This is a genomic window from Citrobacter sp. RHBSTW-00017, assembly GCF_013797615.1.
In the GTDB taxonomy this organism is placed as follows: Bacteria; Pseudomonadota; Gammaproteobacteria; order Enterobacterales; family Enterobacteriaceae; genus Citrobacter; species Citrobacter braakii.
Genome location: NZ_CP056899.1, coordinates 2,511,275 through 2,536,462 on the forward strand (window position 1 = coordinate 2,511,275; position 25,188 = coordinate 2,536,462).

Genomic DNA, 25,188 nt, shown 5'->3' on the forward strand with positions numbered 1-25,188 from the left:
CTGATTAAATTTCCTTGCGCCAGCAGGAACGCTTACAACACCCCGACTATTTTTAGGAAAGGACATATATTTACGGCAAGGCTGCCGCTCAATATTTTTTAGACAGGAGTAAGACGTTATGAGCAAGCAGTTTGCCCTCAGTAGCCTGTGCGCACTCAGTATGACGCTGATGACTGCACAGGCAGCCGAACCCCCGACATCCTTAGATAAACCGGAAGGCCGTCTGGATATTATTGCCTGGCCGGGCTACATCGAACGTGGACAGACCGATAAACAATATGATTGGGTCTCGCAGTTTGAGAAAGAGACCGGCTGCGCGGTCAATGTTAAAACAGCGGCCACTTCTGATGAAATGGTCAGCCTGATGGCAAAAGGCGGCTACGACCTGGTTACCGCTTCCGGTGATGCCTCCTTGCGTCTGATTATGGGAAAACGCGTTCAGCCGATTAATACCGCGCTGATCCCTAACTGGAAAAGCATCGATCCGCGCGTGGTAAAAGGCGAGTGGTTTAACGTTGGCGGAAAAGTTTACGGCACACCGTACCAGTGGGGGCCAAACCTGCTGATGTACAACACCAAAATTTTCCCAACGCCGCCGGATAGCTGGAACGTGGTATTTGTTGAGCAAAAACTTGGGGACGGAAAAAGCAATAAAGGGCGCGTTCAAGCCTACGATGGCCCGATCTATATTGCCGATGCTGCATTATTCGTTAAGGCGACTCAGCCGCAACTGGGCATTACCGATCCCTATCAGCTCACCGAACAACAGTATCAGGCGGTGATCAAAGTTCTGAGCGATCAGCACGCGCTGATCCATCGCTATTGGCACGATACCACCGTACAAATGAGCGACTTCAAAAACGAAGGTGTGGTGGCGTCCAGCGCCTGGCCTTATCAGGCGAACGCCCTGAAAGGAGAAGGCCAGCCTATTGCCACGGTCTTCCCAAAAGAAGGGGTTACCGGATGGGCTGATACCACCATGCTGCACAGCGAAGCCAAACACCCGGTGTGCGCTTACAAATGGATGAACTGGTCATTAACCCCGAAAGTTCAGGGCGACGTCGCAGCCTGGTTTGGTTCTCTGCCAGTCGTGCCTGAAGGTTGTAAAGCCAGCCCGCTGCTGGGTGAAAAAGGCTGTGAAACCAACGGCTATAGCTACTTTGACAAAATTGCCTTCTGGAAAACGCCGATCGCAGAAGGTGGCAAATTCGTTCCTTACAGTCGCTGGACGCAGGATTACATCGCCATTATGGGCGGTCGTTAATTCCGCTGGGGGTTTTATGACGTACGCAGTGGAGTTTCATAACGTCTCGCGTCTGTACGGGGATGTTCGTGCAGTTGATGGGGTGAGTATTGCGATTAACGACGGTGAGTTTTTCTCTATGCTGGGGCCATCCGGCTCCGGCAAGACCACTTGTCTGCGCCTTATTGCAGGGTTTGAGCAACTGTCAGGCGGCGCAATCACCATTTTTGGTAAGCAGGCCAGCGAATTGCCGCCCTGGGAACGGGACGTCAATACGGTATTTCAGGATTATGCGCTATTCCCGCATATGTCGATTCTCGACAATGTCGCCTACGGGCTGATGGTCAAAGGTATTGATAAAAAACAGCGTCACGCAAAAGCACGTGAAGCGCTGGATAAGGTTGCGCTCGGTTTTGTTTATGAACGCAAACCATCGCAACTTTCCGGTGGTCAGCGGCAACGCGTGGCGATTGCCCGCGCGCTGGTCAATGAACCGCGCGTCCTGCTGTTGGATGAACCGCTCGGGGCATTGGATCTTAAGCTGCGTGAGCAGATGCAGCTGGAACTGAAAAAGCTACAGCAATCCCTGGGTATCACCTTCATTTTTGTCACCCACGATCAGGGTGAAGCCCTGTCGATGTCCGATCGTGTGGCGGTGTTTAATAATGGTCGCATCGAACAGGTGGATTCTCCGCGTGAACTGTACATGCGTCCGCGCACACCGTTTGTGGCAAGTTTCGTCGGGACGTCAAATGTTTTTGATGAAACGATGTCAGCGAACGTTTGCGGGCTACAGGGTATGTTTTCCCTGCGTCCGGAACACATTCGCTTGAATGATAGCAGTGGCGAAGTCCAGGCCCGGGGGGTTATCCAGGCAGTGCAGTACCAGGGTGCCGCGACACGTTTTGAACTGAAACTTGTCGGCGGTGAAAAATTGCTGGTTAGCCAGGCGAACCTGACGGGAGAAATGCTGCCAACAACGCTGTCGCCGGGTCAACAGGTGATGGCATCGTGGTCACGCGACGTGATGGTACCGCTGGTTGAGGAGAGGTGAATGGCTATGAATGTCTTACATTCGCCTCCACAGTCGACAAGTCTGAACCGGATCTCAGGGTTCTTCTGGCGTAATCCGGGTCTGGGGCTATTTTTGCTGCTCCTCGGACCGCTGATGTGGTTTGGGATCGTCTACTTCGGCTCATTACTGACGCTGTTGTGGCAAGGTTTTTATACCTTCGATGATTTCACCATGTCGGTCACGCCCGACCTGACGCTGGCGAATTTGCAGGCGCTGTTTAATCCCGCCAACTACGACATCATTTTGCGTACCCTGACGATGGCGGTGGCGGTCACCATTGCCAGCGCGATTCTGGCGTTTCCGATGGCGTGGTATATGGCGCGATATACCAGTGGCAAAATGAAAGCCTTTTTTTACATTGCTGTGATGTTGCCGATGTGGGCCAGTTACATTGTTAAAGCCTACGCATGGACGTTACTGTTGGCTAAAGACGGGGTGGCGCAGTGGTTTTTAACCCATCTGGGGCTGGAGCCGCTGCTGCTTTCGTTCCTGACGCTGCCTGCGGTCGGCGGCAATACGTTGTCGACTTCAGGGTTAGGGCGTTTTCTGGTGTTCGTCTACATCTGGCTGCCGTTTATGATCCTGCCGGTACAGGCCGCGCTGGAGAGACTTCCGCCTTCGCTCTTACAGGCCTCCGCTGATTTGGGCGCTCGTCCGCATCAGACTTTCCGCTATGTGGTCCTGCCACTGGCGATACCCGGTATCGCGGCAGGGTCGATCTTTACTTTTTCTCTGACGTTGGGCGATTTTATCGTGCCGCAACTGGTGGGGCCGCCAGGCTATTTCATCGGCAATATGGTGTATTCGCAACAAGGGGCGATCGGCAATATGCCGATGGCGGCGGCATTTACTTTGGTGCCGATTGTGTTAATCGCACTGTATCTGGCGTTCGTGAAGCGTCTGGGAGCTTTCGATGCACTCTGAACGCGCGCCCTGGTTACTCAAATTGGCGGCATGGGGCGGGGTTATTTTCCTGCACTTTCCCATCCTCATCATCGCCACCTATGCTTTTAATACTGAGGAGGCTGCTTTTAGTTTTCCACCGCAGGGGTTAACGCTGAAGTGGTTTAGCGTTGCGGCGCAACGTAGCGACATTCTGGAATCGGTGACGTTGTCACTTAAAATCGCTGCATTGTCGACGGCCATTGCTCTCGTTCTGGGGACGCTGGCCGCTGCCGCACTGTGGCGCAGGGACTTTTTTGGTAAAAGCGCAATATCGCTGTTGCTGCTGTTGCCGATCGCGCTGCCGGGGATTATTACCGGTCTGGCGCTACTGACGGCGTTTAAAACTATCAACCTGGAACCCGGTTTTCTCACCATCGTGGTCGGCCATGCGACGTTTTGCGTGGTGGTGGTATTTAACAACGTCGTGGCGCGTTTTCGCCGTACCTCATGGAGTCTGGTTGAAGCGTCTATGGATCTTGGCGCCAACGGCTGGCAAACCTTTCGTTATGTCGTGCTGCCAAACCTGGCATCGGCACTGCTGGCAGGAGGGATGCTGGCGTTTGCTTTGTCGTTTGATGAAATCATCGTGACAACGTTCACCGCCGGACATGAAAGAACACTTCCTTTGTGGCTGCTCAATCAACTGGGTCGACCACGAGATGTGCCTGTCACCAACGTTGTGGCATTGCTGGTAATGCTGGTGACAACACTGCCAATTTTAGGGGCCTGGTGGCTAACGCGTGAAGGCGACACTCTCGCCGGAAACGGTAAATAAACGACGATATGGGAAATTGCTATGCAACATCAATTACTGATTAATGGCGAGCTGGTCAACGGTGAAGGTGAAAAGCAGCCAGTCTATAACCCTGCCACTGGAGAACGCATTCTGGAGATTGCCGAGGCGTCAGCCGGGCAGGTTGATGCGGCGGTACGTGCAGCAGACAGCGCATTTGCCACCTGGGGACAAACCACACCGAAAGTCCGTTCCGAACTGCTGCTGAAACTGGCGGATGCTATCGCCGATAACGCGCAAACCTTCGCTGAGCTGGAATCGCTTAACTGTGGTAAGCCGCTGCACTGTGTCCTTAACGATGAAATTCCGGCAATCGTCGACGTTTTCCGCTTCTTCGCCGGGGCAGCTCGTACCCTGCAAGGACAGGCGGCCGGAGAGTATCTGGAAGGGCATACGTCGATGATTCGTCGGGATCCGCTGGGCGTGGTGGCCTCTATCGCGCCGTGGAACTACCCGCTGATGATGGCGGCGTGGAAACTGGCACCGGCGCTGGCGGCGGGTAACTGTGTGGTGATTAAACCGTCAGAAATTACCCCGCTAACGGCACTTAAACTGGCTGAATTTGCCAAAGATATTTATCCGCCTGGCGTTATCAACGTGCTGTTTGGCCGTGGCAAAACGGTGGGTGACCCGCTGACCGGTCATGAAAAAGTCCGGATGGTTTCCCTGACCGGCTCCATTGCGACCGGTGAACACATTATCCAGCACACCGCGCCTTCGATTAAGCGCACACATATGGAGCTGGGCGGCAAAGCCCCGGTCATCATTTTTGATGATGCCGATCTGGATGCGGTGGTGAGCGGCGTGCGAACCTTTGGGTATTACAACGCCGGGCAAGACTGTACCGCCGCTTGTCGAATCTATGCCCAGAAAGGCATTTATGACGCGTTGGTTGAGAAACTCGGTGCCGCGGTTGCCAGTCTGAAAATCGGTGCACCGAATGACGAATCGACGGAGCTGGGGCCGGTAAGCTCGCAGGCGCACCTCGATCGCGTGACTAAAGCGGTCGATGAAGCCAAAGCACTGGGGCATATCAAAGTCATCACCGGTGGTAAAAAAGTGGACGGCGCAGGCTACTATTTTGCTCCGACGCTGTTGGCCGGGGCGAAGCAGGAAGATGCTATCGTGCAGCGGGAAGTTTTCGGTCCGGTGGTCAGCGTCACCGTATTTGAGGATGAAGATCAGGTGCTGGCGTGGGCTAACGATTCGAAATACGGCCTGGCATCCTCCGTCTGGACTCGGGATGTGGGGCGCGCGCATCGATTTAGCGCTCGCCTGCAGTATGGTTGCACCTGGGTCAATACCCACTTCACGCTGGTCAGCGAGATGCCGCACGGCGGACAAAAACAGTCTGGTTATGGCAAGGATATGTCGCTTTACGGGCTGGAAGATTACACGATTGTTCGCCATGTCATGATCAAGCATGAGTAATGTATTAAGCGCGAGCGATAAATGCGGCACGGATAGCTAAATACTGGCAAACGTGTGTCTATATTATTCGCGCCACTGGCCTCGTCGCCATCGGACGGCGGTAAGTTGGAAATATCCGCGAGGTCAGGCTATTAATACAACAAAGCCCCGGCTTATTAATGTCAGGGCTTTGTGCTTTCAGGAACCTCATCCGGTTATCCGCGGCGCAAGCTGCAAATCCAGGCGAGTAGCGCACAGACGCTCAGAACCAGCCCCAGTTGTTGCACCATGCCTGCAACCCCCAGCATCATTCCCAGCAACAGGTAATAGCTTAATCCGAATAATGCACCGGCGGCCCCGGCCTGTTCACGATAGTGGCGTAGGGCCTGACTCAGCACATTAGGGATTGCGATGCCATAGGCAATCACCGCGCCGAAAACCGGTATCAGAATCCACGCGGAGTGCTGTAACCACCACGCGGCGAGGCCTGACAATGCTGCCAGCACACAGGCATAACGTACCCTCTGTTCCGACGTCAGGTCTGTCGTCAATAATCTCCGGTTCAGCAGGCTGCCCGACAGCGAAGCAAACGCAAGTAGTCCCCCCGTCCAGCCAAAGGCTCTGGAACTCCATCCCAATTGCCCGAAAAGAAACGGAGCCAGGCTGTAATAGCTAAACAGCATGGTGTTCAGCAGCGCAACCAACATGGTATTTTTCCACAGCTCGCGGTCACGCATCATACGGGAGAGCAGTGCAGCAAGGCTGGGGCTGAGCGTATTTTCGGGCCGGGTTTCTGGCAGCATGGTCGCAGTCAGTAGTAGCAGTAACAGCGCCAGCAGCACAAGGGCAATAAATACACCGGTATGACCATACAGGCTGATCAGCCAACCTCCGCTTAGCAGGCCGAAAAAGGGAGTCAATGCCAGCGCAGCGCCCATCACGGAAAAGACGCGGGATAGTGCAGTTGATTCATACGTGTCCCGTAACATGGTCTGTACCACCACTGACCCGGCAGCCGCGCCGATGGCTGAGATCATCCGCGCCAGCAGCAAAACGCTGAAGTCAGTGGCAACCACGGCCAGGGCACAACCTGACCCATAGCAGATAAGTCCTGCCAGCATCGCCCAACGTCGACCGATGCAGTCGCTCAGCCAACCCCACATCGCCACGCCGATGGCGAAGGCAATAAAATAAACGGAGAGTGTTTGCGCCGCGCGCTCACTGCTTACGTGATAAGACGTGGCGATTCCTGGCAATGCCGGGCTATAAATGGTTTCCACCAGTTGCGGAAACATAATCAGCAAAGTAAGAAGCCACAGTGGCGGACGGCGAAGAGTGTTCATAGCAATATCCAGAGAGACAGAAAACTGGCGGGCATTATTGCTGAAAGGGAGGTGTCGTATTACCATTATCAAGACTTTAAATATCAAATATCGGACAGATAATGGAAATTGCCCCGGATGATGATTTCGATGCGGATAGCTTTGATAAACCGGTAATCGGGATTGCCTCCGAGATGGGCGTACACGATTCCGGCCGGCATAGCCATCTTCGTCATCAGCTACTTTTTTCGGCAGCGGGAAGCATTACGATTGAGCTGGAGCATGCCCTGTGTCTGCTACCGCCACGGCGCGCGGTCTGGATCCCGGCTGGTACGGTACATCGCGCCATAATGCGCGGGGTGATGGCTTATCGTTCGTTGTATTTTTCAACTACATTGCCGTTATCTAAGTTACCGCTGCAGATAGTCGACGTTAATCCTCTCTTTTTTGAAGTAATAGAACGTATGGCTTTCTGGCCGTGGGAAATGCCTGCCGCGCAGCAGGCCAGTCTTATCACCGTTTTCTGTGAGGAAATGCGGGCCGCCCGCAGTGAAAACTGGACGTTGCAGTTTCCCTCAGATCCACGGCTGAACGTGTGGCTTGAAGGAGTACGTATGGGCGAATTGCCACCACGACTAAATCAATTATCCCAACGGGTTGGGGCATGCGAGAGGACGATCAGTCGAATATTTACCAGGGATACCGGGATGAATTATCAGAGCTGGCGGCAGCAATTTAGACTATTAAAAGCCATGGAGATGCTGGCTGACGGGGGGCAGATCAGCCAGGTGGCGCAATATCTGGAATTTGTCAGTGACAGTGCTTTTATCGCTTTTTTCCATCAGCATACCGGTACAACACCGAGCCGTTTTGCGGGCAATATAATGCCGCAAAAGGATTAGGGGTATTACATACTAAGGATAATTTACCGGGTGGCAGGAGAGTGGGAAAATCGTGTACTAATGGCAGAGAGAAGAGCCTCTCTGCCAGCGGACGCTGCAATTAATCAAGAAGAACGACATCAAGCAAACCAGCCAAACCTTGCGGAAATCAGACTTAAAAGTCCTACAGCAGCAAATATATTTATCAGCACCACAGTTTTACTGGAAACATTCATTTGTGCCACCTTTCGTTTTAACCCTTATGGGTATAGTACGGGTTATAACTATCCGCAATAGTACGGATTCTGAACATAATGAAAACGGCTTGTTTTACCGGCGTTTCTCTTAAAATAATTAATAAAACTTGATGTGGGTCATGAAAAAGAGCATATTGCGCGCGATTTTACCTTTCGGCCCGGATGCCTGACATGTCTCTGTACCAAAAAATGCTGGTTTTTTATGCGGTGATGGCCGCTATCACGGCAATCATCACCTGGTTTCTTTCCCGCGATAAAAAGCGGATTCGTTTTCTCAGCGCGGTATTAGTCGGGGCGACCTGGCCGATGAGTTTTCCCGTCGCGTTAATGTTTTCTCTCTTCTGATGACGGCGTAAACGCCGTTTCAGGAGGAAAGCAGGGCATCTAATCGTTTTTTGTCGGCTGCGCAAACATCCATTGGATGCTGATATCCCACGTTTTCATTGGCGCGGGTATACAAAGCGACCAGCCAGTCGTAAACGTAACGGCTTGCGCCATGCGAAGGTTGTTCATCCAGTTTCGTCAACCGTAACATCGGCTGTTGCGCCGGGGCACTAAAAATAGCCGATCCTTTTTGGATCCTGCTGGCCGGACGCTGTTCCTCTGCCACGCTGGCAAATCCAAGCCAGGTAATAAAATCCCCAATATCGGCGTGAAGCTGCGCGGCGCAGACGTTTTCTCGCTGCATAATGCGCTGTAAGCGTTGCGGCATCTCCAGCCGATAGCTGGTGGTAACGAGGATATCAGCAACCTGCCTTAGCGTACGCGGCTCGAGACGTAAACGGCGCGCATTATTTTCATCGCGACACCACTGGCGCACGTGGTTAACCCACATTTTGTGCGCCTGATACCCGGCCTCTTTGCTTTCCGGCGAGTGCGGTGTGTCACGCACCTCGGCAAACAGGTCAATCTCTTCATTAAATAATCCGCTCACCTGTTCCTCGCGCGGCTGCTGAACACGCAGCAGCGACTCAAAGAGGCGCATCGGCGGGAGCAAACCGTCCAGGAGTTCGCCATGCTTTGCCGCCTGGGTCTGGAGCTGGCGGATCACCGACTCATTGCTACCCGATTCGGTTTCAACGGGGTTAATCCAGCCTATCAAGGTTTCGCGTACGCGCTGCTGGTGCTGCTCACGCAGGGAGGTCAATCTCGCCTGGCGTTGCTGGGGCGAGGTTGCCTGAGTAAGCCATTCGACGAGGCGTTGTAAGCTGTGTTTATCCAGCGCCTGCAGCGTGCCCCAGTGCAGTCCGGGCTTGCCCATTAATTGCTGCACAGATTCATCAAGATTTTGCTGAGTGCTAAACCGCGCATCCTGCGGAGTAATGGCCCAGACCACTCCCGGCAATGCGGCGTCATGTACGGGCTGAGTGTCGTTAACCCAGCCCAGTAGTTTGCGGGTGATGGCGGGCGTCTGGGAGCGGGTAGATACCGCATTACAGATTAAAAGTACATCCGGTTGCAGATGCTGGCGATAATGTTCCAGCATCCAGCCTAATTTGGCCTGCCACAATGGATGGGGATGAACATCCGGGGCGAGGGGAATATCCAGCAGATCGACATTCTCCAGTACCGCGTCTTCAACCGTCAGGACCAGCTCGCGCGTGAGCAGCGCCAGCGAAGCCTGAGAAAGGCTGACCGCATTGAGCAACTGATCATTTTCTATTGGATGAACCACCACATCGCTTTGCGCCTCATTCCCGTTCAATGCTACCTGAGTCAGGAAACTCTCGGCAGGTAAACCAAAATGGTCAACCAGCAGGCTCAGCGGAGCCGCGAGTTCTTGCGCGCTCCCGGTTTGTTGCAGCGTATGCGCCAGCGCCAACCACTGTTGCGTCAACTCTGGTTGTTCTCCCCACAGTAACGCCCAGGCGTTTGCCCGGGTAGTCAGATCCAGAGCGGGTAGCAGCGTGGCAAACTGATGCCATAGCGCGTCGTCAAATTGCTGCTGTCTGGCCGGTACGCAGGCGCGCCAGAAACGACCAATTGCCGCGACATCATGCGCGGTAATGCCCGGCACCGGATGACGCTGGCGCAACGTTTGCCATTTTTCCAGGCGCGCCTCAATAATCGATTTCTCGACCTGGCGGTTGTCCGCAAGCGCACAGAACTGGGTAATAAATAGCTGTACCAGTTCGGCTTCACTGAGTAGCCGCAGGCGCAACGGCCATTCACCATCGAGCGGATTTTCATCACGCGTAAAACGGATCGCCATGTTGGTTGGCGCATGACCAGGATTAATATGTGAAAAGTAATCAAAGCTGCGATCCGGGGTAACGATATTCACTTTGCCATTGGCGTTGCTGCACAATGCTGTGAGCAGGTGCGCTTTTGCCGATTGCGAATGTCCGTAAAGCCCAACGCATCCTCGCGATGAAAAGGTTGTCTTCAATGCAGACTCATTAACGGCGGCCAGGGTGAGCTGTGCCAACAGGGCATCCGCTTCATCATCAAGACGCGCCGCACGCTGACGGGTATCAGTTACCCACTCGATGGCGGCCTGCGCGGTGTTTAACATCTTACTCATTTCAGGTACACGCTCCCGCTATCAATCCAGTAATGGCTCCCGCTATGGCGTCGGTCTGCCAGCGTATTCAGTTTTAACGTTAAGGCATTGGCGGCAACGGGAGTGCCATCCTGTAACCACGCATCGCTCAGTACGAAAAATTCCGGGCCGCTTTCTTTGCTACCACCGCGTAGCTGCAGCCGTACATTCAACACGCCATCTCCGGCGATGGTTTTTGCCAGTTCGGCAGAATTTATGCTGAGCGTATACAGCGGTGTGGCAGGCCAACGGCTGTTGGCCAGTTGACGGAAACCTAACGTAACGTTGCCGCGCAATGGGAAGTGCAGGCGGGCATCCAGCTTCGCGCCGGGCTTATCCAGATCGATATCGTGATACCAGATGTTCTCATCACGCAGCGTATTGACCGTATTATCCAACACGCCGAGATAACGTACGGTCGAGTAAGCGCCGATATCGGCAGCTTTAAAGTTGAAACGCGGCAAGCGTAGATCCAGCGCCAGGCTACACAACATGGCACCAACTGCTGCGGTGGATTTGGGGTTACCAATCCGCCCTTGTTGGCTGAATGGATACCACTCATGTACGCGGTAGTTATCCATCCAGACCATACGATTAACCGGAACGGGCTGCAGATGGCGGATCAACGCCTGTACGCCAGGTAAACAGGCGGGTCTGCCGGTCACTAATAAAATATCGCAGCGATAGTGTGAAATGGCCTCACAGACCGCGTGCAGTGGGGAGGTCAGGGTAAACTGGCCCGCCAGTAACGCTTCTTGTAACTGCCTGAACTGCACCTGTAACGGCACGCTCAACACATCAAACGCTGGCGATCCCGCAGGCAACGCATGATCGATAGCCTGATGGATGTAATTCAGTACGTTGCGCGTTGGTTGCTGGCTCAGGAGTTCGCCAAAGGTGGCATGCAGACCCGCTACCGGATCGTTAATATCACTTTGTTCCCAGGCTGAAAGTACCGCATGACCGAGCGGCATAAAGAGTTGTAACGCCGTTTGTTGACGCAAAATCGCCTGGGTGTCGATGCGCCCGGAATCGCCAAATAGCGTAGCCAGCAATGCGGCGGCGTCGGTCACGCCAGCCTGTTGCAGACGGGTTTGCAGCGCAGGCAACACGCAACGCTGAATCACGTCCAGCAGCATGTCATCGCCCGCAACCTTAAAGCCTTCACGGAACAGCAGGTGCGGGGTAATTTTGACGTTTGTACCCACGCCGTCATCAAGCTGGTAATGGACGACGGCCATATCCGTTGTCCCGCCGCCAATGTCGATCGATGCCACGCGCAGCGCACGACCTTTAGTCTCACCAGGCTCCGGCAAACGGTCCGGGCGGGCAAGGGCGTTAAAGAACGATTCGGTGTGACCATCGTAGTGAGAGATAGCTTCGTTATACAGCCACACCAGTTGCCCGCAGCTGGCCTCATCCCATTCCATCTGGATCTCAGGTACGGGAACCACGCTCTTTTCCTGCTGTTTACGGGTGGTGAAGTCTTCATCCTGCGGGTGCCAGCCCATCGCTTTCCAGACCAACGCAATAGCTTCAAACATGCGCAGGCGGAAAATCTCGCGCTCCTGTTTGGGCATCGCCGACGGCAGGGTCAGGATCAGCGTACGCAACTGACGAGGAGATGCCGGGAATCCGAGGCGCAAACGCGTCGCCACGCTGTTAATTTGCCCCAGCGCCTGGGCCAGTATTTCGCACAACATATGCGTCATCAGCGTACTGCGGCTGTATTGCGGTGAGAATACCGGCAGACGATCATCCTGAGGCAGGCTGAACAGCGGTTGCCCGTCATCGTTCATCAGGTTCATCAGCGGGAAGGCGGTAGCCAGTGGTTCGCGCTGGGTTTTGCCATTCATCTGGCTAAAGCGCCAGTCATGCAACACCGGCGTTTCGTCCCACAGATAACGGCGCGGGCTGGAGATCCCACTGCTGCCTTCAGTGCCCATGCGCTGCATCGCCAGCTTTCGGGCTTCATCGCCAACGCGGACAATCGACGGCCAGATAAAGGCATCATCACGACCGCTTTCCACGGAAAAGTGCTGCTTACCAAAACGCGCTTCGGAAAACTCCAGTCGGCTGGTGAACAACGGATCGTTGAGAAACTGTGGCTCGCTTAACGAACGCACCTGCAATTCGGCTGTCTGGCGTAGTCCGTCATTGGCATCCCCGTGATCTTCAATCAGGACGCCACAGGTATGGGTGTTACCGATATCCAGGATAAGATCAACGGGAATGGCGGGCGTGCTGAGGGTATGCGTGACCAGTTTCACTTCCGGGACGGAAAGCTGCTCGCCTAACAGGGTCAGCACATTCAGCCAGTGCGCCTGATATTCAAAGTTACGCAGCGCCTGTTGGATCTCTTGTTCTGAGCGGTTCTCATGCTGTGTGACATGATGCATAAAGGATTCGCGCAACCAGCCGTCAATCCAGGTCTGGTCGAGGAAATCGGCAATTTCGTTGTCATGCCAGGCCAGCGCAAATCGCGTACCGTTCAGCAGGTCATTTTCGTTGGGGGTTAACGCCGCAGGGGCATTTTCAGTGAGCTGGCTGTCCAGCGCCACGGTGACGCGGTGGGTGTTGCCCGCGCTGTCAGGTTGCGCCAGCTTTCGCACCTGTACGCGCGCCCAGTTATCCGGGCCTTCAACGAACGTACGCGGCGGGTTGAAGCGCAGGAACGGCAGCGGCAGCCAGACACCGTCGAGCACGTCCAGCGAATAATGCAGCTTCTGGGTGCTTTCCGGCTTCACCACTTCGGGCTGACCGCCGGTACTGCCTGGTAAGGTATAACGTCCGGTTGTCAGATCGAAATCCAGCCGCAGCAGGGGACCGTTTGCCGTTTTGCGCACAAAGCGACCATGATGCGCAGATTCCTGCGGCGTCAGGCCAAAATCCAGAAATTGCACACCGCTATTGGCGATGAGCGTCACGCTCTGTTTGTAGTCACACAGATTCACCAACATAAAATCAGGCACCTATCTTTTTGATCGTCAGAGGGATTTCCGCGTGATCGTCATAACGTGCGGTACAGGCGGCGACGTCATTGGTTCCCGCTTTGCAGGTAATTTCCGGCATCGGATAACGTGACCCATCCGTACAACGGGCATTCCCGCGACTCTTAATCATTAATTCACCTGACTGATGCAAACCGGAGAAAATCTCGGCACGACAAACAATATTGTCGCCATGAACCACGCGCGCCGTGCCTTTATTGGCCTGGATCTGATAGCGCAGCGACGGCGCTTTACCGCTAACCGGATCTTTAACATCAACCATTACGCGCCAGTTACCGTTGAGAAAACGCGTCGTTCCTGCCTTCATCTGGTTGGCATCCATCACCAGCGCATCTTTTGGAATCGCGGCGATCACGACCGGTCCCTCGACAGGTTTTTCTTTTTTGGCGACCGGAACCACTTCAGCCCGATGCAGCGGCAGTGCAGATGTCAGTTCTGGCAGCGGTGCTATATCTGACTTAGCGACGTCTGCAGGGGGAACAGCGGGTACGGGCGGGGTGGGCTGTTGCTTCCACAGCAGCGGCCCAACCATGGCTGCAATGATCACCGCGGCAACGGGCAGGCTCCACAGCGGCAGGCGGCGTGCGGGTTTCTTCTGTGCGAGCGGCGGCGAGACTTCCGGTTCGTTAACAACGACCGGGGGTTGTGGTTCAGGTTCAGCCGGTTTAGGTAGCTCAACGACTGGAGTCAACAAAGGCGCCTCGGCCTCGGCGAAGGTGATTTGGGCAGTGATTTCTTCTTCCGGCTCAGGCTCCGCTACGGTGACGACCGGAGGAATATCGGCAATGCGCAGGCAATCGAGCACATCGTCGCGAGGATTTTCATTCAGATTGACGAAACCCCAGAACGTAATAACGGGTTTACCTTCAACCAGAAATACGTGATTCTCACCAGGAAACTGGATGGCTTTTTCCAGCAGTGAGCCAAACAGTTGCAGGGAGGTTTTACCCGATTGCAGACTTTTACGGCTCAGCGCCGCCGCATTTTCCAGCGTGCTTCCCAGATAGCGCAGCGCACGAAAACGGGCCTCTTCATCAGCGGCTTTCCATGCAACGGCTTTCCCTTCAATCGGCGAATACCAGTCAACGCGATCGCCGTTGTCGTTAATTTGTGGGATCGCCAGACAATCCACCATCGCCTGCTGTTTACGCAGGCGAAGCGTTTCACGAATTTGCAATGCTGAATCAAACACGGCCTGACCACCGCCGCCCACGGCCTGATAGTCATCCAAATTGCCGCTGCGCAAGAGAGTTTTTGCCACGTTGTTACCCCTTAGACTTCTTCACGTATCTACTTTACGTTTTATAAAAACGAGCAAACGGTGGAAGAGAGGCAAAAAGGGGCGAATTTTCATGGCATAGAGTGCCGGGAAAAATCTTGACGTTTTGAAAAAGACTTAAGGGAAATTAATTCGCTTAGGGTGATGAATTATTCAGCGAAATACACCGGATTAGAATAACCTGATAGTGATTTGTTATTGGTCAGTTTTTGTCAGCTATGCTCTGATATCCCGGTTAATAATAAAATAAGAAGGCTTATAACCATGATTGCAAGGAAAACGTTACTCGCGCTGGCGCTCAGCGCCGTCTTACCATCAGGCGCGGCGTTCGCGGCCAATACTGACACTCTCATTTACTGCTCAGAAGCGTCGCCAGAGTCATTTAACCCGCAAATCGCCAGTTCCGGTCCATCGTTTGTGGCCAGCTCACAGGTGCTCTACAACCGACTCATCAACTTTGATCCGGTAAAAAATACCCCAGTTCCGTCTCTGGCAACGGACTGGACGATTTCGCCGGACGGTAAGACCTACACTTTTACCCTGCGTCAGGGCGTGAAATTCAACAGTAATAAATTCTTCAAACCAACCCGTGACTTCAACGCTGATGACGTGGTTTTCTCGGTATTACGACAGAAAGATGCCGATCATCCGTACCACAAAATTTCTCAGGGAAGCTACGAATACTTCAACGATGTCGGTCTGGATAAACTGATTAAAGAAGTGAAGAAGGTCGATGATTATCATGTTCAGTTTATCCTTAATGAACCTAACGCCGCGTTTCTTGCCGACTGGGGAATGGATTTTGCCTCCATCCTCTCTGCGGAATATGCCGACGTGATGCTGAAAAAAGGCACTCCGGAAAACGTCGATAACTGGCCAATTGGCACCGGGCCATACGTGTTGCAGCAGTACAAGCAGGATTCGCAAATCCGCTATCTCGCCAACCCCAACTACTGGGACGGCGCCGTCCCCACGAAGCACCTGATCTTCTCAATCACGCCAAACGTTCAGACCCGATTGGCGAAACTGCAAACCAATGAATGCCAGATAATTCCGGCGCCTGCGCCCGTACAGTTTGACGAGATTAAGAAGAATAAAGATTTGACGCTGCATTCGGTTGAAGCGCTGAACGTCGGGTATCTGGCGTTTAATACCGAGAAAAAACCGTTTGATAACGTGCTGGTGCGTCAGGCGCTTAACTACGCGACAGACAAAAAGGCCATTTTTAACGCCGTCTTTTTAGGTTCCGGTACGGTGGCAAAATCGCCAATTCCGCCGAATATGTTGGGGTTCAATAAAGATCTGCAGGATTACGCTTACGACCCGCAAAAAGCGAAAGATCTGCTGAAACAGGCGGGACTTGAAAACGGCTTTGAAGCGACGCTGTGGTCAATGCCGGTTCAGCGCCCATACAACCCGAACTCCCGACGGATTGCCGAGATGATCCAAAGCGACTGGGCGAAGGTTGGCGTGAAGGCGAAAATTGTGTCGTACGAGTGGGGCGAATATCTCTCCGGAATGCGTAAAGGTGAGCATGACACCGCGTTGTTCGGTTGGATGTCAGACAACGGCGATCCGGATAACTTCGCCGATGTACTGCTGGGTTGTGACAGCATTAAAACCGGATCTAACGCCGCGCGCTGGTGCGATAAAGAGTATAATTCGCTGGTTCAAAAGGCGAAACTGGTGAGTAAACCGGAAGAACGCGCCGCGCTTTACCAGCAGTCGCAAGAGATTTTCTACCAGCAGGCTCCGTGGATTGCGTTGGCAAACGGGAAAACGTTTTACGCGACGCGCAGCAACGTCAGCGGATACAGCGTTAGCCTGATGGGCAGCGATTTTTCAAAAGCAAAATTAAATTAATGAGTTAAGGAGAGGTTATGTCGCATCTGGATGAGGTCAGCGCACGTGTTGATGCCGCCATTGAAGAGAGCGTCATTACGCATATGAATGAATTGCTGATTGAACTCAGCGATGATGTCGTGCTGAGCCGGGAAGAACGTTACACCCAGCAACAGCGTTTGCGTACGGCTATCGCACATCATGGCCGTCAGCATAAAGAGGATATGGAAACCCGTCGCGAACAGTTGACCAAAGGCGGCACAATCCTTTAATTCGTTGTTGCCAGATGGCGAAGTAACACCTTATCCGGCCTGCATGTTCAGGCCGGATAAGCGCAATTAAAACGAACGTCTCGCCACCAGCCAGGCCCCAACAACCAGCAGCACCGCGCCGCAGACCGGCCCCACCAACGCCCGCAGCGGCACGCCATGACTGCGCAGAATATCCAGCACCAGTCCGCCGATTAACTGGCTGGCCACCAGCACCGCGATAGTGGTTGCTGCACCCACATTTTGGTATCCACTGATGCTGGCAAAAACAAAGAACGATCCCAGCAAGCCAGGGATTAGCGTCCACCAGCGCACGTTGGAAACCAGTTCCCCAAACCCCGCCATACCTTGCTTAAACCACAGTATGCTGACAAACAGCACGATCCCGACCAGCGAGTTAAGTAACATGGCGATGAGGATCGTCGAGGACGTCTGCGTGATGCGTACCATCAAGGTATTTTGCACCACCAGACCAATACCTGCAGCAATCAGAAAGGAGAGGGTTAGCGTCTGGTTCATCTGCTGGCATCCGGTTCGCGGCGATCGTCTAACTGCAACTGCATAAAAGTCAGATCCAGCCAGCGCCCAAATTTCGTGCCAACCTGTGGCATTTGCGCGGTGGTTTTAAAACCCAGCGTGCTGTGCAGATGCAGCGACGCCTGATTCTGAGACTCAATGCCCGCAACCATCACATGCTTGCCGCACGCGCGGGCTTCTTCTATTAACCTGCTGAGCAGCGATCGTCCCAGGCCTTTACCCTGATGAGCAGGATGGACATATACCGAATGTTCAACGGTATGACGGAATCCATCAAAGTTACGCCAGTCGCCAAAGGAGGCGTACCCTGTAATCACGCCATTCTCTTCACTCACCAGCACCGGATAGCCCATCAACTGGCGGGCTTGATACCATGAGATACGGTTTTCGGCATCGACCGTTTGATCGTTCCAGATAGCCGCCGTATGCAGTACCGCGTGGTTGTAGATTTCTGCAATGGCGGCACAATCTTCTTTGCTGGCAAATCGAATGGACATGTTGAACCTCAGGGATTGTTCACTATAGTATTACAATATGAATACTATTGAAGACAGCATAAATCAACGGATCGGTGCAAGAATTCGCATTGAGCGGGAGTCTCGCGGCTGGTCTCTGACGGAACTCGCTGAACGCGCAGGCGTGTCGCGGGCGATGATCCATAAAATAGAGCGCGGTGAGAGCAGCCCAACGGCCACGCTGCTGGGCAGGCTCTCCGGTGCCTTTGGTATCAGCATGTCTATGCTGATGGCGCGGGCCGAAATGCAGGAGGGCAAGCTGCTGCGCTTCGCTGATCAGCCTGTCTGGCACGACCCTCAAAGCCACTATCTGCGCCGCCACGTTTCACCGCGCAGCGATCTGCCTATTGATCTGGTGCAGATAGAATTGCCTGCCGGAAGCGATATCCCGATGCCAGCCTCTTCCTATGTGCAGGCAAGACAACTTATCTGGCTACAGCAGGGGGAATTGGTCTTTGTGGAAGGGGACGTGCGTCATGAAATGCGGGCTGGCGATTGCCTGGAGCTTGGCCCGCCGAATGATTGTCGGTTTATCAATGAAACCGCACACCCCTGCGTTTACCTGGTTGTGCGGTTAAATCATGTCGTCAGCTAACTGGCGGACACAGGCTGCTACTATTGATGGAATCATGCCAAAAGCAGAGGAGCACATCATGGGTCAACAGACTAATCGCAATCGCCGCTGGGTACTGGCTTCCCGCCCGCATGGCGCGCCGGTCCCGGAAAACTTCCGTCTTGAAGACGATGAGGTGGCAACGCCGGGTGAAGGCCAGGTTTTGCTGCGCACCATTTTTCTTTCCCTCGATCCCTACATGCGTGGACGCATGAGCGATGAGCCGTCTTACTCCCCGCCGGTAGAGATTGGCGGCGTGATGGTTGGCGGGACCGTGAGTCGCGTGGTGTCATCCAACCATCCTGATTACCAGCCAGGCGAGTGGGTGCTGAGCTACAGCGGCTGGCAGGACTATGACATCTCCGACGGTAACGGGCTGGTGAAGCTTGGCGATAATCCTGAACATCCCTCCTGGGCGCTGGGAGTGATGGGGATGCCAGGATTTACTGCTTATATGGGGCTGCTGGATATTGGTCAGCCAAAAGCGGGGGAAACGCTGGTTGTGGCCGCCGCCACCGGCCCGGTTGGCGCAACGGTAGGGCAGATTGGTAAGCTCAAAGGCTGCCGGGTGATCGGGGTTGCAGGCGGGGCAGAGAAATGCCGACATGCCACCGAGGTCTTGGGCTTTGATGTCTGCCTCGATCACCATGCACAAGATTTTGCGCAACAGCTGGCAAAAGCCTGTCCGCAGGGGATCGATATTTACTACGAAAACGTTGGCGGTAAGGTATTTGACGCCGTTCTGCCATTGCTCAATACCTCTGCGCGCATTCCGCTGTGCGGACTGGTCAGCGGTTACAACGCCACATCGCTTCCAGGCGGACCCGATAGATTACCTTTGCTGATGGCAACGCTGCTGAAAAAGCGAATTCGGATGCAGGGCTTTATCATTGGTCAGGATTATGGTCACCGCATTCAGGAGTTTCAGCGGGAGATGGGGCGCTGGGTTAAAGAGGGCAAAATCCATTACCGCGAGCAAATCACCGACGGTCTGGAAAATGCGCCGCAGACCTTTATCGGCCTGCTGACCGGCAAAAACTTCGGTAAAGTGGTGATTCGTCTTGCAGACGATGCGTAAAACGGATGGCGGGAGTCATTCCCGCCAGTGTTACTCAAAACGCCAGGCCAGATTAATCCCTACGCCATAGTTTCGTCCTGGCGCCGGTTCGTAATATCGACCATTTGCCTCATTCACTATCACCGAACCGACGTAGGACTTATCAAACAGATTATCCACCCGACCGAACAGGTCGATCATCAGACTGCGGTAATAAAATTTATAGCCGGTATTTAAACCCACTACGGTATAGGACGGGGCTTGCGCCGTATTTTCATCATTGGCCATAATGTTGCTCATATAACGAACATCAGTTCCCGCATACCAACCTTCATCAGGCACGTAGCCCAGCGAAGCAAATCCCATGTTTTGCGCAATGCCAGGCAGGCGGTTGCCGTTGCAGTTTTGATCGCCACAGACGTTGCTGCGGTAGGTCGCATCCAGCCAGGTCCATGCAGCTTTTACGCGCCAGCTTGCGGCAAAGCGTTGGTCCCAGGAAAACTCACCTCCCTGACGGCGGGTTTTTCCAGCGTTTTTGTAGGTTGTCCGCCCGCCGCTACTGCTGTCAACCACGATCTCGTCATCGGTATCGGTCTGGAATAGCGCTGCGGTAAACAACCCATCGCCGATACGCGTTTTACTGCCGATTTCCACGGTATCGTTTGTGGAAGGCTGTAGGTCAAAATTCATCCCACTTTGGCCGTCGGAGCGGTAAGACAACTCGTTGATGGTGGGCGTTTCGAACCCGCGTCCTGCGGCCAGGTAGACGTTCCAGGCATCGGTGATGGCGTATTTTAACGATCCGGCAGGTAACCACTGGTGATAGCTGGCGTCACCGCTGTCATCTCCGTTACCAGGCGTAATATAGCGATCGTTAGAATCAAACCACACCGAACTGTAGCGAACGCCGGCATCCAGCGAGAGTTTCTGCGTTAATTGCCACTGGGTTTGCAGATAGGGATCGACATTCCACATCAGGTTACGTTCGTTACGTCGTAAGTCGCCTTTCTGACCATATTCTGGCACGCCATCATCAAGGCGAAAGTTGTTGTAGCCTTTACGGTTTTCGCTCATGTTTTCGTAATTCAGACCGGTGGTGAAGGTCACGGGTATGCCCAGTTCGCCACGGTGAGTCCAGCGGTTGTCTATCCCTTGATAATGACGTTGCAGGGTAATAACGCCTCCGGCATGAGAGGGTTTTAACTGCGGGGCCATCGGGATCGACTGATACTGAGTGGTTTCACGCTCGCCTGCATAGGTCATGATGCTGATATCATCCTTCGCGCTAAGCTGGCGTTCATAGCGCAACCCCGCCTGGGTCTGCTTGATGGTTTTTCGCGTGTTGTATTGCTCAGCGCGGGGAGATTGCTGCGGATTGGCCTGCCACTCCGACTCGGTAAGACCACCAGGATCGTCAGCTTTACTCTCTACACTATTGAAAATCAGGGTTAGTTTGCTCGTATCGTCCATGCGCACGCCCAGTTTGGCATTGGCCAGATTTTTTTGTGCGCTGCTGCGATCGCGATAACCATGGGTGGTAAACCGGGTTGTTGAAACGGTGTAATCCACATCCCCTCGCTGTGTACCATCGCCCAGTGCGCCCGTTGCTTTTAACCCGTAGCGCCAACTGCCAAAACTGCCGTAATAACTGCTGGCTTCAATGGTTGGCGGCTCATGTCCCGTTTCAGTGCTGACATTTATCACTCCACCAGACGCATTGCCATACAGAGCAGAGAAGGGGCCGCGTAAAACCTCAATATTTTGTACGCTGCTGATATCAATATTGGATGTTTGACCCTGCCCATCCGGCATGGTTGCCGGGATCCCGTCGACATACAAACGAATGCCGCGGATACCATAAGTGGTTCGCGAACCAAATCCGCGAATCGACAACTGGAGATCCTGGGCGTAGTTCTGCCGATTTTGCACCTGCAGCCCAGGGACGCTGGTCAGGGATTCAGACAGGTTAATTCGCGGCGTTGCCAGACGCATATCTTCTCCGTCAACGACGCTGACGGCGGCAGGGGTGTCCAGTTCAGAAACGGACTGTGGTGTCGCGCTAACGATCAGCGTTTGATCGTTTATCTCACTTTCTGCCACGGCATAAGGCGAGAGGAAGACAGACAGTAAAGAAACAGGAAGTGCAGTGTAGCGGGATGCAAAAATCGTCATGAACAAGGCCAGTTAATGATGCTTACGCCGTAATACCGGCGATAAGCGCGTGAATTTTTTTATAAAAGATGAATTTCAGCGCTGCTGAATTACGCTAGTTTTTCGGGCAATGACAACGATTGTAGTCAATATGTGAAGAAGTGCTCCACTTTGAGATGAATAATGATTACTATTCTCATTCTTAAAAAAGGCAAAACCATGATTTTGCTCATTGAAGCTATGTGAAGCAGTAACAAACGAATTTATCAAAGGGAGTCGTCATGTCTTTACGTCATCTGTTTTCGCCGCGTCTGCGTGGTTCTTTACTGTTAGGTTCACTGCTCGTTGCATCATCTTTTACTACGCAGGCTGCAGAAGAACTGCTGCGCAAAGCCGTGGGCAAAGGCGCCTATGAAATGGCATACAGTCAGCAAGAGAACGCGCTGTGGCTGGCGACCTCGCAGAGCCGCAAACTGGATACCGGCGGGGTGGTTTACCGTCTTGACCCGGTCACCCTCGAAGTGACTCAGGTTATTCATAACGATCTCAAACCGTTTGGCGCCACCATCAACAACGCCACGCAAACGCTGTGGTTCGGCAACACGGTAAACAGCGCGGTGACGGCAATGGATGCTAAAACGGGCGCGGTGAAAGGACGTCTGGTGCTGGATGCGCGTAAGCGTTCTGAAGACGTTCGCCCACTGCAGCCGCGTGAGCTGGTCGCCGATGACGCCACCAACACGGTATACATTAGCGGTATTGGTAAAGAGAGCGTGATTTGGGTGGTGGACGGTGATGCTATTAAATTGAAGGACACCATTCAAAATACCGGCAAAATGAGCACCGCTCTGGCTGTCGACAGCAAGGCTAAACGCCTGTACACCGCCAATGCGGACGGTGAATTCATCACCATCGATACCACCACCAACAAAATTCTCAGCCGTAAAAAGCTGCTGGATGATGGAAAAGAGCATTTCTTCATCAACCTGAGCCTGGACACGGCGGGCAACCGCGCCTTTGTCACCGACTCTAAAGCGGCGGAAGTGCTGGTAATCGACACCCGTAATGGCAACGTCCTGGCAAAAGTCGCCGCGCCGGAATCCCTGGCCGTGCTGTTTAACCCGGCGCGTAACGAGGCCTACGTGACCCATCGTCAGGCCGGCAAAGTGAGCGTGATCGACGCGAAAAGCTATAAAGTCGTTAAAACGTTCGAGACCCCAACATTCCCGAATAGTCTGGCGCTCTCCGCCGACGGTAAAACCCTGTACGTGAGCGTGAAACAGAAGTCCACCCGCGAGCAGGAAGCCACCCAGCCGGACGATGTTATTCGTATTGCGCTGTAATTAACCGGAGGGGGAAACCCCTCCTGTCACTTCTCTAAATCCCCCGATACGCCTCGTTACACCCCGCCAGTAGCCTGACCTACTTCAGGGACTTACACTACGCCCTCAACGGCTAACTGAATAACACGGGAATACCATGAAAAAGCCATTTATCTGTCTTTGTGCAGGCGTAATGCTGTTTACATTGGCAGGATGCACCACCGATTACGTCATGACGACCAAAAGCGGACAAACCATCACCACTCAGGGTAAGCCAAAACTGGATAAAGACACGGGAATGACCAGCTATACCGATCAGGATGGAAATGCGCGGGAAATTAACAGCAACGACGTAGCGCAGTTGATTGAAGCGAACTAAAAAAGAAGGCCTGAAGGATTAACCTGTCAGGCCTTCTGCCGTTATGGCGCGGTGCGGTGGATCTCTGCAACGCGTTTACGCACGCCGAACCAGCCCGCGACCAGCAGGATGGCAATCAGCGGTAATGACGCGATGGTATAGGTGCCGTTTGGATAGTCAAACGCCATCAATACCAGTACGCTCAGCAGGAACAGCAGCGTTAACCACGAGGTAAACGGTGCGCCCGGCAGTTTAAAGCTGACGTCTGCCGTTTTACCTTCTTTTATGGCCCGGCGCAGACGCATCTGACAGACCATGATAAATCCCCACGACGCAATAATGCCCAGTGACGCGAAGTTCAACACGATCTCAAACACCTGTGACGGCACCAGATAGTTCAGGAATACCCCGACGACATACACGACCAGCGTGGCGAGGATCCCGGCCCATGGCACCTGTTGACGGCTCATTTTAGCCATGAATTTCGGTGCCGAACCGCCCATCGACATGGAGCGTAAAATACGCCCGGTGCAGTACAACCCTGAGTTAAGGCTGGAAAGCGCCGCGGTGAGCACCACAATATTCATGATACTGCCAATGTACGGCACGCCCAGTTTGGAAAAGAAGGTAACAAACGGGCTTTGCCCCGCCTGATAGGCGTTCCAGGGCAGTAGCAGAACCAGCAGCACGACAGAACCCACATAGAACAGACCAATACGCCAGATAACGCTATTGATTGCTTTCGGCACCATCGTTTGCGGATCTTTGCACTCACCGGCGGCGGTACCCACCAGTTCAATAGAGGCAAAGGCGAAAACCACACCCTGTACCAGTACCAGCGCAGGCAACAGGCCATGCGGGAAGAAGCCGCCGTTGTCGGTAATCAGGTGAAAACCCGTGGCGTTACCATCCAGCGGCTTTCCGGTACCTAAAAAAACGGTACCCACCACCAGGAAGATCACAATTGCCAGTACCTTAACCAGCGCAAACCAAAACTCCATCTCCGCGAACCACTTCACGCCGATCATGTTCATGGTACCGACAATAGCCAGCGCGCCGAGGGCGAATACCCACTGCGGCACGTCGCCAAACGCGCCCCAGTAGTGCATATACAACGCCACCGCGGTGATATCGACAATGCCGGTCATCGCCCAGTTGATGAAGTACATCCAGCCAGCCACATAGGCGGCTTTCTCACCTAAAAATTCACGGGCGTAGGAAACGAAGCTACCGCTGGAAGGGCGATGTAAAACCAGTTCGCCGAGCGCGCGCAGTATAAAAAACGAAAAAATACCGCATACCAGATAGACCAGCGCCAAAGCCGGGCCGGCCATCTGCAGGCGTGCGCCTGCCCCTAAAAACAACCCGGTACCAATTGCGCCGCCAATGGCGATCATTTGTACCTGTCGATTGCCCATCGCTTTGTGATACCCCTCTTCGTGAGCATTCAACCAGCGTCGTTTCGCCGCATGTTGTTCCGCGGCTTGCGTGTTGTTTGTGTTCATTACGATTCCTGTTGACCTGACAAAAATACAACATCCTTTTTGCCGCACCTGCTGCGGCGAAAACAGCCTTACCCTTCATTGTGTTACGGGGGAAAACTGCCGGCCGAGCATCCTACATTCAATTGATTGGTTCCGCAAAGCCCCGGTAACAAGAATTCAGCATTTTTATGCAGCCGGTACTGGCGCGGTGTGGCCTCGATTCAGCCAATAAAAGAGAAGGGCGTTTATACCTGTAGAGGAGTGCGCTTATCGAGACATTCA

22 protein-coding genes are annotated in these 25,188 nt (G+C 53.7%); 13 read left to right on the forward strand and 9 right to left on the reverse strand.

Annotated elements, in window-relative coordinates; genetic code table 11:
- Positions 1 to 118: 118 nt before the first annotated feature.
- From ydcS to patD, 5 genes are read left to right on the forward strand one after another with little or no spacing between them, the layout of a single operon-like run.
- Positions 119 to 1,264 carry a putative ABC transporter substrate-binding protein YdcS gene (gene ydcS / locus HV037_RS12150; protein ID WP_016153154.1) on the forward strand — a complete coding sequence of 382 codons (1,146 nt, stop codon included), beginning with the start codon at positions 119 to 121 and terminating at the stop codon, positions 1,262 to 1,264.
- 16 nt (positions 1,265 to 1,280) lie between these two features.
- Positions 1,281 to 2,297, forward strand: a complete 1,017-nt coding sequence (locus tag HV037_RS12155) for an ABC transporter ATP-binding protein (protein WP_016153153.1) — start codon at positions 1,281 to 1,283, stop codon at positions 2,295 to 2,297.
- Positions 2,298 to 3,242, forward strand: coding sequence for an ABC transporter permease (locus tag HV037_RS12160; RefSeq protein ID WP_016153152.1), 945 nt, complete (start codon positions 2,298 to 2,300; stop codon positions 3,240 to 3,242).
- On the forward strand, positions 3,232 to 4,038 hold the full coding sequence (locus HV037_RS12165) for an ABC transporter permease (RefSeq protein ID WP_003020204.1): 807 nt from the start codon (positions 3,232 to 3,234) through the stop codon (positions 4,036 to 4,038). The genes HV037_RS12160 and HV037_RS12165 overlap by 11 nt, the downstream gene beginning before the upstream one ends.
- Before the next feature lie 21 nt (positions 4,039 to 4,059).
- Entirely contained in the window at positions 4,060 to 5,487 is a 1,428-nt protein-coding gene (gene patD, locus HV037_RS12170) for an aminobutyraldehyde dehydrogenase (protein WP_103283799.1), read from the forward strand.
- Between the two features lie 194 nt (positions 5,488 to 5,681).
- Here patD and HV037_RS12175 read toward each other — a convergent pair whose 3' ends face one another.
- Positions 5,682 to 6,809, reverse strand: a complete 1,128-nt coding sequence (locus HV037_RS12175; RefSeq protein ID WP_103283800.1) for a multidrug effflux MFS transporter — start codon at positions 6,807 to 6,809, stop codon at positions 5,682 to 5,684.
- A gap of 101 nt (positions 6,810 to 6,910) precedes the next feature.
- Between HV037_RS12175 and HV037_RS12180 the strand changes: the two genes are divergently transcribed.
- A complete protein-coding gene (locus HV037_RS12180) occupies positions 6,911 to 7,690 on the forward strand; it encodes a helix-turn-helix transcriptional regulator (protein WP_103283801.1) in 780 nt (259 codons plus the stop codon).
- A 119-nt stretch (positions 7,691 to 7,809) separates the two neighbouring features.
- On the opposite strand, the gene yncL is transcribed toward HV037_RS12180, so the two are convergent.
- Positions 7,810 to 7,905 (reverse strand): stress response membrane protein YncL, encoded by a 96-nt coding sequence (gene yncL, locus HV037_RS12185; protein WP_103283802.1) that lies wholly within the window; start codon positions 7,903 to 7,905, stop codon positions 7,810 to 7,812.
- A gap of 192 nt (positions 7,906 to 8,097) precedes the next feature.
- On the opposite strand from yncL, the gene HV037_RS12190 reads away from it, so the two are divergent.
- Positions 8,098 to 8,271 (forward strand): GhoT/OrtT family toxin, encoded by a 174-nt coding sequence (locus HV037_RS12190; RefSeq protein WP_016153148.1) that lies wholly within the window; start codon positions 8,098 to 8,100, stop codon positions 8,269 to 8,271.
- 19 nt (positions 8,272 to 8,290) lie between these two features.
- Here HV037_RS12190 and HV037_RS12195 read toward each other — a convergent pair whose 3' ends face one another.
- The 3 genes from HV037_RS12195 to HV037_RS12205 are packed head-to-tail and all read right to left on the reverse strand — an operon-like array spanning position 8,291 to position 14,740.
- A complete protein-coding gene (locus tag HV037_RS12195) occupies positions 8,291 to 10,450 on the reverse strand; it encodes a virulence factor SrfC family protein (RefSeq protein WP_103283803.1) in 2,160 nt (719 codons plus the stop codon).
- Positions 10,447 to 13,428 carry a virulence factor SrfB gene (locus tag HV037_RS12200; RefSeq protein WP_103284459.1) on the reverse strand — a complete coding sequence of 994 codons (2,982 nt, stop codon included), beginning with the start codon at positions 13,426 to 13,428 and terminating at the stop codon, positions 10,447 to 10,449. The genes HV037_RS12195 and HV037_RS12200 overlap by 4 nt, the downstream gene beginning before the upstream one ends.
- Before the next feature lie 4 nt (positions 13,429 to 13,432).
- On the reverse strand, positions 13,433 to 14,740 hold the full coding sequence (locus HV037_RS12205; protein WP_103283804.1) for an SrfA family protein: 1,308 nt from the start codon (positions 14,738 to 14,740) through the stop codon (positions 13,433 to 13,435).
- A 282-nt stretch (positions 14,741 to 15,022) separates the two neighbouring features.
- Here HV037_RS12205 and HV037_RS12210 point away from each other — a divergent pair, with 282 nt between their 5' ends.
- Positions 15,023 to 16,621, forward strand: coding sequence for an ABC transporter substrate-binding protein (locus HV037_RS12210; protein WP_103283805.1), 1,599 nt, complete (start codon positions 15,023 to 15,025; stop codon positions 16,619 to 16,621).
- Between the two features lie 17 nt (positions 16,622 to 16,638).
- Positions 16,639 to 16,872 carry a YdcY family protein gene (locus HV037_RS12215; RefSeq protein WP_016153143.1) on the forward strand — a complete coding sequence of 78 codons (234 nt, stop codon included), beginning with the start codon at positions 16,639 to 16,641 and terminating at the stop codon, positions 16,870 to 16,872.
- 66 nt (positions 16,873 to 16,938) lie between these two features.
- On the opposite strand, the gene HV037_RS12220 is transcribed toward HV037_RS12215, so the two are convergent.
- A complete protein-coding gene (locus HV037_RS12220; RefSeq protein WP_080858792.1) occupies positions 16,939 to 17,388 on the reverse strand; it encodes a DMT family transporter in 450 nt (149 codons plus the stop codon).
- Positions 17,385 to 17,903, reverse strand: a complete 519-nt coding sequence (gene mddA, locus HV037_RS12225) for an L-methionine sulfoximine/L-methionine sulfone acetyltransferase (protein ID WP_047498607.1) — start codon at positions 17,901 to 17,903, stop codon at positions 17,385 to 17,387. Before mddA ends, HV037_RS12220 begins: the two co-directional genes overlap by 4 nt.
- A 37-nt stretch (positions 17,904 to 17,940) precedes the next feature.
- Here mddA and HV037_RS12230 point away from each other — a divergent pair, with 37 nt between their 5' ends.
- Positions 17,941 to 18,516, forward strand: a complete 576-nt coding sequence (locus HV037_RS12230) for an XRE family transcriptional regulator (protein ID WP_046275593.1) — start codon at positions 17,941 to 17,943, stop codon at positions 18,514 to 18,516.
- A 58-nt stretch (positions 18,517 to 18,574) separates the two neighbouring features.
- Positions 18,575 to 19,612 (forward strand): NADP-dependent oxidoreductase, encoded by a 1,038-nt coding sequence (locus HV037_RS12235; RefSeq protein WP_016156570.1) that lies wholly within the window; start codon positions 18,575 to 18,577, stop codon positions 19,610 to 19,612.
- A 30-nt stretch (positions 19,613 to 19,642) separates the two neighbouring features.
- Here the strand turns inward: HV037_RS12235 and pqqU are convergent, their stop codons facing one another.
- Positions 19,643 to 21,763: a TonB-dependent receptor PqqU gene (pqqU, locus tag HV037_RS12240; protein ID WP_103283806.1), complete on the reverse strand. Its 2,121-nt coding sequence runs from the start codon at positions 21,761 to 21,763 to the stop codon at positions 19,643 to 19,645.
- Between the two features lie 260 nt (positions 21,764 to 22,023).
- Between pqqU and HV037_RS12245 the strand changes: the two genes are divergently transcribed.
- Positions 22,024 to 23,085 carry a YncE family protein gene (locus HV037_RS12245; RefSeq protein WP_016153137.1) on the forward strand — a complete coding sequence of 354 codons (1,062 nt, stop codon included), beginning with the start codon at positions 22,024 to 22,026 and terminating at the stop codon, positions 23,083 to 23,085.
- Between the two features lie 136 nt (positions 23,086 to 23,221).
- Positions 23,222 to 23,443 carry a YgdI/YgdR family lipoprotein gene (locus tag HV037_RS12250; RefSeq protein ID WP_003020157.1) on the forward strand — a complete coding sequence of 74 codons (222 nt, stop codon included), beginning with the start codon at positions 23,222 to 23,224 and terminating at the stop codon, positions 23,441 to 23,443.
- 41 nt (positions 23,444 to 23,484) lie between these two features.
- On the opposite strand, the gene ansP is transcribed toward HV037_RS12250, so the two are convergent.
- Positions 23,485 to 24,927, reverse strand: coding sequence for an L-asparagine permease (gene ansP, locus HV037_RS12255; protein WP_003833088.1), 1,443 nt, complete (start codon positions 24,925 to 24,927; stop codon positions 23,485 to 23,487).
- Positions 24,928 to 25,188 lie beyond the last annotated feature (261 nt).